This window comes from Rothia uropygialis (assembly GCF_004137765.1).
Classification (GTDB): Bacteria; Actinomycetota; Actinomycetes; order Actinomycetales; family Micrococcaceae; genus Rothia.
In genome coordinates, this window is the sequence record NZ_NOIS01000003.1 from 265,546 (window position 1) to 277,922 (window position 12,377).

9 protein-coding genes are annotated in these 12,377 nt (G+C 57.6%); 2 read left to right on the forward strand and 7 right to left on the reverse strand.

Features of this window, described 5'->3' with window-relative positions; all coding sequences use genetic code 11:
- The first annotated feature begins 5 nt into the window (after window positions 1-5).
- Both EWV35_RS07940 and EWV35_RS07945 read left to right on the forward strand, forming a co-directional pair.
- The gene (locus EWV35_RS07940) at window positions 6-1,997 is read left to right on the forward strand and encodes a glycosyltransferase family 4 protein (protein WP_165168448.1); all 1,992 of its coding nucleotides are present in this window, start codon (window positions 6-8) and stop codon (window positions 1,995-1,997) included.
- Window positions 1,998-2,027: 30 nt separating this feature from the next.
- Window positions 2,028-4,913: a heparinase II/III domain-containing protein gene (locus tag EWV35_RS07945; RefSeq protein ID WP_129660264.1), complete on the forward strand. Its 2,886-nt coding sequence runs from the start codon at window positions 2,028-2,030 to the stop codon at window positions 4,911-4,913.
- 10 nt (window positions 4,914-4,923) lie between these two features.
- Here the strand turns inward: EWV35_RS07945 and EWV35_RS07950 are convergent, their stop codons facing one another.
- The 7 genes from EWV35_RS07950 to EWV35_RS07980 all read right to left on the reverse strand — a co-directional run bounded on the left by EWV35_RS07950 (window position 4,924) and on the right by EWV35_RS07980 (window position 12,272).
- Window positions 4,924-5,766 (reverse strand): hypothetical protein, encoded by an 843-nt coding sequence (locus EWV35_RS07950; protein ID WP_129660266.1) that lies wholly within the window; start codon window positions 5,764-5,766, stop codon window positions 4,924-4,926.
- 176 nt (window positions 5,767-5,942) lie between these two features.
- A complete protein-coding gene (locus tag EWV35_RS07955) occupies window positions 5,943-6,344 on the reverse strand; it encodes a hypothetical protein (protein WP_129660269.1) in 402 nt (133 codons plus the stop codon).
- An 11-nt stretch (window positions 6,345-6,355) separates the two neighbouring features.
- Window positions 6,356-7,507 (reverse strand): non-hydrolyzing UDP-N-acetylglucosamine 2-epimerase, encoded by a 1,152-nt coding sequence (wecB, locus tag EWV35_RS07960; RefSeq protein WP_129660272.1) that lies wholly within the window; start codon window positions 7,505-7,507, stop codon window positions 6,356-6,358.
- A gap of 49 nt (window positions 7,508-7,556) precedes the next feature.
- Window positions 7,557-8,360 carry an ABC transporter ATP-binding protein gene (locus EWV35_RS07965; protein WP_129660275.1) on the reverse strand — a complete coding sequence of 268 codons (804 nt, stop codon included), beginning with the start codon at window positions 8,358-8,360 and terminating at the stop codon, window positions 7,557-7,559.
- Window positions 8,347-9,279, reverse strand: coding sequence for an ABC transporter permease (locus EWV35_RS07970; RefSeq protein WP_129660278.1), 933 nt, complete (start codon window positions 9,277-9,279; stop codon window positions 8,347-8,349). Before EWV35_RS07970 ends, EWV35_RS07965 begins: the two co-directional genes overlap by 14 nt.
- Window positions 9,276-10,991 (reverse strand): glycosyltransferase family 4 protein, encoded by a 1,716-nt coding sequence (locus EWV35_RS07975; RefSeq protein ID WP_238654350.1) that lies wholly within the window; start codon window positions 10,989-10,991, stop codon window positions 9,276-9,278. The genes EWV35_RS07970 and EWV35_RS07975 overlap by 4 nt, the downstream gene beginning before the upstream one ends.
- A gap of 48 nt (window positions 10,992-11,039) precedes the next feature.
- Window positions 11,040-12,272, reverse strand: coding sequence for a glycosyltransferase family 4 protein (locus tag EWV35_RS07980; protein ID WP_129660284.1), 1,233 nt, complete (start codon window positions 12,270-12,272; stop codon window positions 11,040-11,042).
- Window positions 12,273-12,377: the final 105 nt, after the last annotated feature.

Consider the following 12,377-nt stretch of genomic DNA (forward strand, 5'->3'; position numbering starts at 1 on the left):
AAAAGATGAGGCCCAATCAGGCTCGGATTGCATACCGGGAATTACTGATCTTGACGGGTGCGAATACCGAGGTTCTCACCGAGTATGGAAGATTCCTCGTCGAATCCACCGAAGCGCGGGCCGCTGAAGAGATTCTCGCTCTGGCGCTGGAGGCCAACGGCGCCAATGTGGACGCTCTGGAGTTGTTCATGGCTGTCCAGGGAGAAATCAAAGCTCATTCCTCGCGACAGCGATGGGCGCTGAAGCGCTTGGAAGAAGACATACTCTCAGCGCCTGAGTCCCACCGCGCCGGTCTCGATTACATGATTCCTCATAAGTTGGAACGAGGACTCCGCATTTTGGAGCATTCCCCGGATCCCGTTGTGCGAGCAGCCATACGAGTCAACGCCGTCATGACGGGCACTGGGTCCAAGGAGGAAACCCTCGAAACTGCGGTCGAGGGGCTCAGCCAGGAGGACACGGATCGCACGCTGTTAATCGTCTCCATGGCGAGAGGAAGATCGGGGCTAACCGAGAGCATCATTCAACACTGTGCGGTCACGGCGATTCCAGCCGATTCCGCAAGACGCGCGATTCGTCGCAGCCAGCAAGCGCGCAAGCCGGAGCAGACAGAGGTCTATATACGCGCGTACCGCAAGGTCTATCCCCATGATCGCTGGGGAAAACAGCAGTTGGAAAAGGTCTCCCAGGAGCACACTTCCAATTATCAGCTGTCCCTCAAGGGGTTCCCCTTCCCCGTACCCGGGGCAAAACCTGCTTACGAAGTGCAGCGCAACAAGGTTTTGTATCTCCTCTACAACTCCTTGCCGTTTCACTCAGCGGGATACGCCACAAGATCTCAGGGCCTCATCCACGAGCTCAACGAGCGAGGATGGGATGTAGACGGCGTCACCCGCTTGGCTTATCCATATGACATGCCGGGGTACAAGGACATTCCTGATGTCCCGGAGCTTGAGACCGTCGATGGAGTCAGCTATCACCGGCTTCTGCTTCCGGAGCGTGAAATCATGCGGAAGAACCCGGTGTACCCGTATACACAGAAATATGCAGAGTCATTGGAAGCCCTCGCCCGCCAGGAAAAGGTTGGCCTCATTCACGCCGCCTCCAACTACGTCAACGGTGTGACGGGTATTCAAACAGCTCAAAAGCTGGGCCTTCCGTCGATCTATGAAATCCGCGGACTGTGGGAAATCACAAGAGTCTCGCGGGAACCTGCTTGGGGCAGTAGCGATTTGTTCAGGCATATGGTGCGGATGGAGACTGACGCCGCCCAGCAGGCCACAAAAGTACTGACCATCACGAATGCCTTGCGCGATGAAATGATCGGACGAGGTGTGGACCCGGAAAAAATATCGGTTCTCCCTAATGGCGTGAACACAGATCGGTTCCGTCCGGTCCCGCGAGACGAAGCACTTGCGGATAGGTTGGAAATTCAGCACAAAACAGTCATTGGCTACATCGGCTCAATCCTCGATTACGAGGGCATCGGTTTGATCCTTGAGGCAGCCCGGGAACTGGCTTCCGTACGGAACGACTTCCATGTGTTGATCGTCGGTGACGGACCTGAAAGGCATAAGCTCGAGGCGTACACCCGAGACGAGGGACTGGAGAACATGGTCACGTTCACCGGACGAGTGCCCCACGCCGAGGTCGAAGGCCACTACTCATTGATCGACATCGCGCCATTCCCACGTTTGCCTTTGCCCGTGTGTGAGATGGTTTCTCCTCTCAAACCGTTTGAGGCCATGGCCATGGGCAAGGCGGTGGTGGCCTCGGATGTCGCGGCTTTGGCCGAGATCGTCACGCCCGGTCACAACGGGCTCCTCCATCGAAAAGGGGACGCCGGTGACCTGCGGATTCAGTTGGAAAGACTCCTGGACAATCCAAATGAGATACAGGTACTTGGCTCCCAGGCACGAGAATGGGTCGTCGAAAACCGTGATTGGCGAAAATTGGCCAGCAAAGCTTCAGAGATATATCAGTCCCTCGTGGACTAGCCTCAGACCAAAAGTAAGGAAGGCCTTTCGATGGTCAATGTGGAAGCCGCACGGAAGCAGATAGTCCGCAAGAAGCCGAACACCAAGACGCTTGCTGAGGTCATGAACGGCGAAGTGCTGCTGAAACCACACCCCATGTGGCGCCTCAGCGAGCCCGTGGACTGGACAGCAGATCCGTTCCAGGACAAGAACTGGCGTTGCCAGTTGCATATGCTGCGGTGGCTCGAGCCGCTACGTGCGGCAGGGACTCAGGGCGACAGTGTAGCTGCCGGCAAGTGGCTCACATTGGCTCACGACTGGTTCATCAATAACCGCCCACCTCGTTTGACCGAAGACGAGCCAACTCCTGATTCTTGGGTGGACATGATCGAGGCTATCCGCGCCGTGCATCTCGCCCAAGCGGTCCCCATGCTTCACGATCTCTATCCGGACGAGCTTCCGTGGCTTGTCCAATCGCTAGAGGAGCATCTCGCCTGGCTAGCCGACGAATCGCACATCGGCCGAGCCAATCATGCCTTGCACCAGCATGAAGCTCTCATGGTGTGTGCCCTGGTCCTGGAAGATCAGGATCATCTCAGACTGGCCCTCGATCGATTGGTCGAGCTCTACGAACAGCAGTGGGATGACGAAGGCGTCAATGCTGAGGGAGCAATCGCTTATCACCGGAATAATTACATTTGGTGGAATCGACTGATCTGGCGCATGGCGCAAGCGGGGATTAAGATTCCGGACGCCATGGGCTCTCTCGATAAAGTACCCGAAGAGCTATCCCATGCAACTCGGCCGGACGGCCTGTTGTCTCCCATCGGAGATACCGACAACGCCGCGGCAACGCAGATCGACCATCCCGCGTGCCTATACGTCACGTCCCAGGGCGCTCAAGGGTCTCCCCCTCAGGAGAAGGTCAAGCTCTATCACGACGGATACTTATTCGGCCGGAGTGGCTGGGGAGAGTTCGAGAGAGATATGGCCGAGGAAACCTTCTTCTCTATGGTCTTCGGCCGATTCAAAGTACACGGACATGAAGACGGCGGGTCGATGACTTTCTCGGCCCAGGGAGTCAATTGGATCACGGATCCAGGAAAGTACTCGTACACACATACACACCCGATGCGCTTGTATGTCACAGATCACGACCATCACAGCCTGGTATACCTCAAAGACGAAAAACGGAAGAAGAGAGAACCGGTCTCTCTGGTCTCTGCTCATCTCACCGGCCCAGTATGGGAGGCGACCGTTGAGGACGATGCGTACGAGAACGTCAATATTCGCCGTCGCGTCGTCTTTTCCACCATCGGTGAGTACCTTGTCATCGTCGATACGGTACGCAGCAACCGTTCCGTCACTGCAGTTCAACGGTGGCAGCTCGGCCCAGACGTACAGGCTCATGACAATGGGGCGTCCGTCCGGCTCATGAAGGGCGAGAAGACCGCCGTCCTGGCGCCGTCCGGAATCGCCCCGGAGTGCACAATCCACGAATCCCCGGACGAGGACGACGACTACACGGGACACATCGCGACCGCGTGGAAGACTTTGGCCACAGCGCCGGTCGTCGAATTCTCCAAGACCGGTGAAGTATTCAGGTTCATAACTGTCGTTGCAGCAAGTCACCGAAATATGGCCTCGGTCGAGAACCTCGCGGACCTCCCACGCGGATATTTCGGGCTGAAAGTCAGTAACGGTGCGGTCACCGAAAATATTGTCATCGGGGAAAATACACGCCACACATTCGATGAGGGCACTGATGTGGAGACAATTCGCAGAGCCCTGGACAAGTCCGACGAGCCCGCCTCGGAGGCGGACGCCTCCGACGAGCCAGCAGGTGACAATGCGCCGACGACCCAGGCCATGCGGAAATCCGCTCTTGAGCTCGCATCCCGGGCCCGAGAGTCGGCGTGGAAAGCGGCGGCCAAGGATCGCCAAGAAATTCTCCAGAATTTTGGCGTCGAGGCCAAAGCTTTGAACCTTCCCGCTGACTTGGACTTCGGCCTGGCGACTACGGCTGCTGATCTCAACCCTCGATCAAAACCTGGCCAGTACGGTCCCCGCGGTAGCCGAGGCCCGCTTATTAATTGGACCCGTAACCCCCGTTGGCGACCGACGTTCTACGATCTACCTGTCGTGAGCCACCCGGGCACTCTGCGACCGAGAAAACTCGGAAAGAAACCTCAGCTGCACACCGTCGATCTGGGTCCCCTGGTCTTGCCCATGGCATTGGCTCCAGATCCCGGGCCCGTGCTCACTGTCCAATTCCACGGCGCGATCGATCGCAACAAAACTCAAGTCCCGATTTTTCAACGCATGGAATTCCAACGTGGGTTGTCGACCGGCCCGACACTGAATCTCGCCGACCCGACTTTGGACCTTTCCTCCACTCTGCGATTGGGCTGGTATATGGGTGTCTCCGAGCTAGACCTGCATGAAGCTATCGCCCGCCAAATCCGTATTGCGGCTCATGCTCTCGGAGTGGACCAAGTCGTGCTGCAAGGGGGCTCCGGAGGAGGTTTCGCGGCCCTGCAAGTTGGTTCCTTCCTACCGGAAGCCAGCGTTATCGCTTTCAACGCCCAGACCGATGTCCGTATGTACCATGCCCACTCGGCCGCAGCGGCTTTCGAAGCGTCCTTCGGAACTCGGGAAGCCCCGACTGATCCGGACCTCATTCGCCGAATAAGCGTTATTGAGCGCCTGTCACACGGGGGTTCTCTGGGCCACGTGTATCTTGTGTCCAACCCAGGAGACACTTTCCACACACAACACCACGAACAACCGCTGAGTCATTTTCTGGACAGCCAGCCCGTTGCGAAATCGCATACGACTATCTTGTACGATCTGGGACCGGGCCACCGGTCCCCCAGCAATGAACAATATTCAGAGTTGATGTCCAGAGTTTATTCAGACCGAGGAATCGCCATATAAGAAAAGCCTTCTAATCGTTGCGAAGAGCGAGGCTCATAGAAGTGCCTTCCGAGTGGATGACCACTCCAGCCGGGCCTTCGTTGGCTACCTCGGCCGAAAAGCGTACCGACTGCCCGCACGAAGGGACATCGATATCCGAGCTACCTAGGGATAATACAAAATGGTGCTGATCGTAAGTGACCTTATGGGTGGCAGATATCGATTTTAGTTGCGAGCAGACGCGTCCTTGGGCATCGAGCACTTGCCCATTGATGACGGTGCTCAGCTGGCTTCCGTTTTTGTCCAACAGGCTTCTGTTGCATAAAGGCCGCGCAGCATTGGGGTCCCGCGAGCCGTTGACAATAGTGCAACTCGTCGTCTGCAGAACTAGCGAAACCTGCATGTGGCGGGATCCTTGTGGAATCGGTTCCGTTTCTTGGTAAAGGGTCGTTGATTTCCCCGATCCCAGGGTTTGCGGCAATGCCTTGGCGCTGGGTACATCCTTAGCCTGGGCGACAGGGTCACTGACAGCGAGGTACGCGGACGCAGAAATTTCTACACCTCGGGCAGCCGCCTCGCCGGACGGGGCTTCTACCTTAAGTTCGCATGAAATCGTTCCGGCATAGTCTCCGGTGTTTGCGACCCCATCCAGATCAAAGACTGCACTGTCATTCTGCAGAATATTCTCGGTGGCCTGCTTCCGAAAAACTTGATGCCCGGCATCGTCCTGACACGTTGCCGTACCTTTCAAAAATGCTGCTTTCGCTTTGCTGCGCGGCATTTCGGTCTTCATCTCGGTGGAAACCCAATACTGCTTATGGGGCTGTGCCTTGAACCGGAGGTCCTTGGAGGTGAACTTACCCGGAACTTTCATCGTCCCGCTGTCCTCCACGGCGGAAACGTCACCGGGGTTCCTCGGTTTGCCCCGAGAAGATCCGTCACCTCCCATGACGAGCAAAGGGATCGTGACGCCTGCTACGAGCAGTAGCACAACACCGAGAATCGCAAGCCTCGGGTAGGGAACCAGTTCTAAAGGTGGCCTGTGAGGTGTCAGCTTTCCGGTTCTTCCGTACCCGCGGAAATTTTCAGGAGAACCCTCTCCAGCTCCCGTATCTTGGCCTCGTGCCGGGTGCTTTCACTCCGCAAGGCATCCAACACCACGTCCGTTGATTCGGGATCCTGGTGACGAACCCCTTGAGCTACTTCCAATAGATCTCCAGCCAATCCGCTTTGACGCTCCTTGAGGTTCCTGATTTCGGTCTGCAATCGCCAGAGGCCGCGGCGCTGGTTCTCCACGAAACGGTACCACCCCAGTCCCAGGACGATGAGGCCTACGAACAGCATGACCGACCCCGTCCAGGCCAAGCTGAAAGCGGACATCAGAATGATGCCCGCAATCATAAGGACCGATCCCACCGCTGAGAGCACGAGAATAGTTCGATTTTCAGTCACTATTTGTCCTTTCACGACGCGTTGGGCTGGAAATCCGGCAGGCGGGCACCCAAGCCGAAGAACGACTCCAGCGCCGCAACAGTGCGCTCAGCAGCTTTGCCGTCCCCATAGGGGTTGACTGCGTTGGCCATCGAATCGTAATGCGCCTGATCTCGGATCAAACGGGAGGCCTCTTCAACGATTCGTTCATAGCTGGAACCGATGAGTCTCACTGTACCGGCGTCAACGGCTTCAGGCCGTTCCGTGTTCTCACGGAGAACGAGCACTGGCTTGCCCAGGCTCGGAGCTTCTTCCTGCACCCCTCCCGAGTCGGTGAGGATGAAGTGCGCTGAAGCGATCAGGCGAGTGAATTCCCCATAATTCAATGGCTCAATGGCCAGAACATTCTCCAGGCCCTCAATTTGCGGCAAAACCGCTTCCCGAACTTTCGGGTTCTTGTGGATCGGGAGCACAAACTGGTAGTCAGGGTTCTCCGTGGCCAAATAATTGAGTGCACGACCGATACTGACCATGTTCTCGCCCAAATTCTCCCGCCGATGCGTCGTTACCAGAACCAGGCGACGCTTGGACCGTGCAAATTCTTCCAGGTGGGGATCGGTAAACGGCTCAGAATTCTCGACGGCTTTCATCAACGCATCGATCACAGAGTTGCCGGTGACCGCGATGTTCGCTTCGGAGACTCCCTCGTTCAGAAGGTTCGCTTTTGACTGCGCAGTCGGCGCCAGATGAAGCCGAGCTACCTGAGTCGTGAGCTTGCGGTTGGCCTCTTCGGGGAACGGTGAATCGATATCTCCGGACCGCAAGCCGGCCTCGACGTGCACAACGGGTATCTGCCGGTTGAAAGCCGCAATGGCCGCACCCATTACCGTGGAAGTATCACCCTGAATAATAACGGCGTCAGGAGCATGGTCTGCCAGCTGCTGATCGATTCCCGAAACGACCTTCGCAACAATCTCATTGAGCGACTGATTCTGGGTCATGACTTCCAAATCGGCGACGGGATTGATGCCGAACAGCTCGTTGACCTGCTGAAGCATTTCTTTGTGCTGTCCTGTCACCACCGCCAGGCTCTCGAACTGCTCGGACTGCTCCAAAGCCTTGATTACCGGGGCGACCTTAATGGCCTCCGGACGTGTCCCATAAATGGTCATGATGCGTTTCATACGTGCCCCTCTGAGTGCTTGCGACTGAATGATAAAAAGTTGTTCGGATTCACCGGAACTGCCGGCGTTGTTCTTGATATGCGTTGGCCAAAACCTCGATGGCCTTGCTCCTGTCCCCTTGGGCGAGGACATGGGCGAACCACCTGTATCTCCGAGCCACTTCTTCGGCTGGCCCGTCCATGACCAGGGTTCCCTCCTCGAGCCAGATGGCTCGCGAGCACAACTCCTCGATGGTTTGGGCGGCGTGGCTCACCAGAAAAATTGTTCCCGCCCGTTCAAGCATCGCGTCCATGGAGCGCCTGGACCGCTCTTCGAAGGACGCATCTCCAGTGGAGAGGGCCTCGTCGATCAGCAAGATTTCTGGGTTGCCTGCCCGAGAAATGGCGAACCGCAACCGGGCCTGCATGCCGGACGAATAGGTATTCATCGGGCGAGAAATCGCCGGTCCCAAACCTGCCAAATTTTCGATCGAGGGGCGCGCTTCTGTGGCTTCTTGTTTGGTCATCCCCATGGCCATGCAGCCGAGGAGAATATTCTCCAAACCTGTCAGGTCGCCGATCAACGCTGCATGCACGCCTATCAGCGTGGGCTGGGAACTGGCGTACACCGACCCGCTCGTGGGTGGTTCGACCCCAGCGATAGTCCTCAGGAGGGAGCTCTTACCGGATCCGTTGCGCCCCACGAGCCCGATGAATTCGCCAGATTTGGCGCTGAAGCTGACCCCGGTCAGTGCTTGTACTACGGGCCGGGGACCCTTGCCGAATCGACGCTTGCGCTTTGTCGAATACTCGAGCGATACCTTGCTGACGAGGACGCTGGTATCCGATGCGTGATGCATTTCAGGGGCGGCCATACTTTTCCTCCGATCCCCAAAAGAAAACAAGGCCGAAGACGGTCAATCCGGCACCCCATAACAGCACAGTCAGCCAATCCAATCCGGACGGAACAGAGTGGTCCAACAAGATAGTTCTATACATCCTCAGCAGGATGAAAACTGGATTACTTGTCATGACGTCATAGACCACGGGGTGGTTGATGAACCTTTCGACCGGGAATATTACCCCCGAGCCATACATCAATATCCTCGACAGAAAGGACATAGCCTGCGAAACATCCGGAAGCCCAAAAGCCAGCCTGGACACAATGAACGCTAAGCCGAGATTGAACATGGTCTGGATAGCAAGCAGGGGAAAGACCAGAAGCCAGGGCCAGGCCGGAAAAACGTGTGGTGGGACGACGAGGACCATCACCACCATCGCCAGCACCAATGGTCCGGCCGCCAGGACCTCCCGGAGAACAAAGGATAGGACCAGGCTGGCTCGCGGAAAACTGAAAGCGTGGATCATGGCCCGGTTGGCTCGCAAAATACCGACCGACTGAGTCAGCGCCACGGAGGAGTACCGGAACATCAGCACACCCACCGTAACGTAGGCCACATAATTGTCGATTCCGCGGTCAACCTTCAGCAAGAGACCGAAGACGATGAAATAAAAGGCGACATCAAGTATCGGCTTGCCAATGAGCCAGAATGACCCCAACCGATGATGGCTGTTCTGGGTACGAACTCTCGCGCGTGCGTCGTACAGCAAGAAGTCCCGACGCCGCCAGATGTCGGCCACGTATCGCGGCAGAGGTGGTCTCCTGCCGACCTGAGTCACTTTCTTGGAAACAATGAGCTCCTTGTACGGTGATTCCTCGGCCGGCGGGGTGTGGTCCCATGGCGCGGAAATTTCGCCGCTGTGAAGCTTTTTCTGGAATTCCCTGGCCATCATGCCCTGCTCATCGCTGTGTACACCATTTCGATTGTTGCCGCGTTCCTGGCCCAGGTTCTGTCACGGGCAAAATTCCGGCCCGCATCGCGCAGTTCCTTGTTCCAGACAGTACCGGCTGAAGCCGCCTTGAGCTTCGCGGCCAGTTCTCCCGTCGCTCCGGGAGTATACAGAGCCCGGTTCGCCTGCGCTCCGTAGGCCCCCTCTGCGAGCTCCCGCAAAGGTGGCACGTCGGACATGAGAACAGGAGTCCCCGCCGCAAATGCCTCGATCGGTTTGAGCGGTGTGACCCTCCGGCAGACCTCAGCATTCGTCCGGGGAACGCAAAAAAGATCCAAACAGCGATGATACGCACGGGCGGCGTCTGAACCCACCCTTCCCGTGAAAGTGACCCATGCGGAGATCCCCAAGTCTTCCGCGAGTCTCTCCAGCGAAGGACGAGACGCGCCATCCCCGGCCAACAGAACCCGTAGATCGGCCCCCTGCTGGCGGGCAATCGCGACAGCCTTCAGCAAAACGTCGAATCCTTCGTAGTCGATCAAGGAAGAGACCGAACCCACCCAGAAGCCGCCTTCGGGCAGACCATTTGACTCCCGGACCTTGGAAGAGTTCCTTCTCTCGTCGAAATATTCGGGCGCAACACCGTTTGGCACCACCGTCACCTTCTCCGGAGGCACACCGCGCTTCACGATCTCTGTCTTCATGACCTCGGAAAGGGTCACCACGTGATCGGCCCGGTGCATCATCCGAGTTTCTTGCAACCGCAAAGCGAGGAACCGCTCCGACCATCGCGCTTCGGCCCGAGCGTCGATGCTTTCTCGGCCAGCTGCCCAAGTCTCTTCCAACAGCCCCCGCACCTCATAAATCCATGGGAGGTCGAATCCTCTGGCCAACGCGTCCGTCATGAGCGCATTGGTGTAGTTGGTAGTGCAGTGAAGCAGGGTTGGACGAAAGCTATCGACCATCGGTGCCATGATGTCGACCTGTTGTTGCAGACGGGCAGCCAGTCCATGATCCAAACGAGACCGAAGTATCCGGCGATACCGGACGCCATCGATGTCTTGATCGTCCCGACCCTGCGGAATTCCAATCATCGCGGGATAACCCATTCGGGTAACGGCCTGGATGGCCAGTCCTCGTTGGAACAATGCGCGCAGAAGGCGATGAGTTCGCAGAGTGTAGCCGGACTGTGTATGTGGAAGGGAGCTAGTCAACACGTGAAACGCCCGAGGCGGCGTACCCGTCGGCCAGCTGGCTCGCGGATTCGCCTCCACGCTAGGGGCCTGCAGGAGAAATTCGGGACCCATGGTTTCCGCTTCGCTGCGCAGCCTGTCGGACATTCGGCCGCTTCCCCGCGAATCAGCCTCGAGAATACGTATGGCATCCGACATGTTCCCTTGTTTCCAGGCGGCGCGAGCACGAGTTGTCGAGGGCAGTGTCGCCAGGTTCACCGCAACAGCGCCGACCTCGAGAGCTACCTCTGTTGCGATCCGGTACGCGAAACCCCGCTTCGATCCTGACAAACTCGCTGCGGCCAGGATCCGAGCTTTCTCCACGTCGCCGCGGGAATAGGCAGACAACGCCCGTAAACCGGCAATGGGCAGCGCTCCCATGAGGATGCGAAAAACCTGTGCCGGTCTGCGCGGTAGCCTCCGGGACCCTTGAACCGTCAGGTGAACCGGGTCGTCCCAGGCATGTTGCACCGCGGTTCGCACCAACAAGGCGAGGTTCCTCAACACATAACGAAAATTTGTCACGGCGCCCTATCCGGAGGACCGGCATGTCGTCGCGCGGACCACGCCCAAATACTTGTCGCTGAGCTGCAGGGAATTGGATTGGTCGCGAACCCACTCCCGCCCCGCATCACCGTGGTCCATTTGGGAAGGATCTTGAGCCATATCGACCCAGTGCCAACCCAGCGCCTTCGAGTCTCCGGGCTCGCAAACGAATCCCGCACCGGACTCTCGAACGATTTGAGCCGCTTCTCCCGCGAGCATCGCCGATACATGTCGGTTGGTGGCCAAGACTTCATAGAGCTTAGACGGTACGGTCCACTCGAAGGGCGCCCATCCCCTGAGTGAGACGACGACGGTATCCGCCCATTCGTAGTGCCGCCACACTTCTTCAGGCGGGACCATGTCCAGGATGCTGATGGATGCTTGAGACTCTCTGGCCCTTTCGATCAGTTGTTCTCTGGCAACGCCGTCGCCCACGAGCCTCAATTCGATATCCACGCCCCCAGCGGCAGCCATGCCGGCCGCATCTATCACGGCGCCCAGACCCTGACTGCGACCGAGGGTACCCAGGTACAGGACCTTGAGACTTCCCCTGCGGAAGTGCGGGCGGCCCGTGACCGGTATCGATTCCAGATCCGCCCCATTGCGAATCACGGATACGTGTTCGGCCCCCCTGGACCTCAGCACCTCGGCGAACCGAAAACTCGTAGTAACCACGTGCTTGGATCTGATCTGGGAGCGTGTGACGAGGTTGTGAGTGGCAGCTCGAGCCTTGGCCACCAAGCCATTCGAATTCTTGGCCCCACCCGTGTAAGTAACCAGGTCCGGCCATGCGTCGCGCATCTCGATAATCAGAGGGGCCTTGAATATCCAAGAAGCCAGATGTCCTGGGATCAGAGAGGCGAGCGCGGGAACGGTCACAATCACCGCGTCATAACGGTCACCTGCCAAAGGAAGCCCCGCCACAACACTCAGGCCGGCAACCACGAAATGGTCTACCGTTCTGGAGACGACCCCGTAGCCATGAGAAAAATAAGGGAGACGGATTACGGTTTCGCCGTACACGCCTTTTTGCGGGGAGAAAGCCTTGGTTCCGCGACGAAGTCTGGCCGTATGGCGAGGAAGCGGGTAGTGAGGAAGGGCGGTAATCACCGTTACCTCATGCCCGTCCCGAAGCCAATGCTTCACAAAGCTGTCCCAGCGCCGCTGAGGAGCCCCAATTTCTGGACGATAATAATGAGTGACGAGCAGAATTTTCACGCGGGGTCCCTCGAGGCGGCGACACTCTCTCGATCCGGTGGTGTCGACAAAATTCTCCTCAGGGTGTCTTCAGTAATTCGAAACCCATAGTACCGATGGCTATCT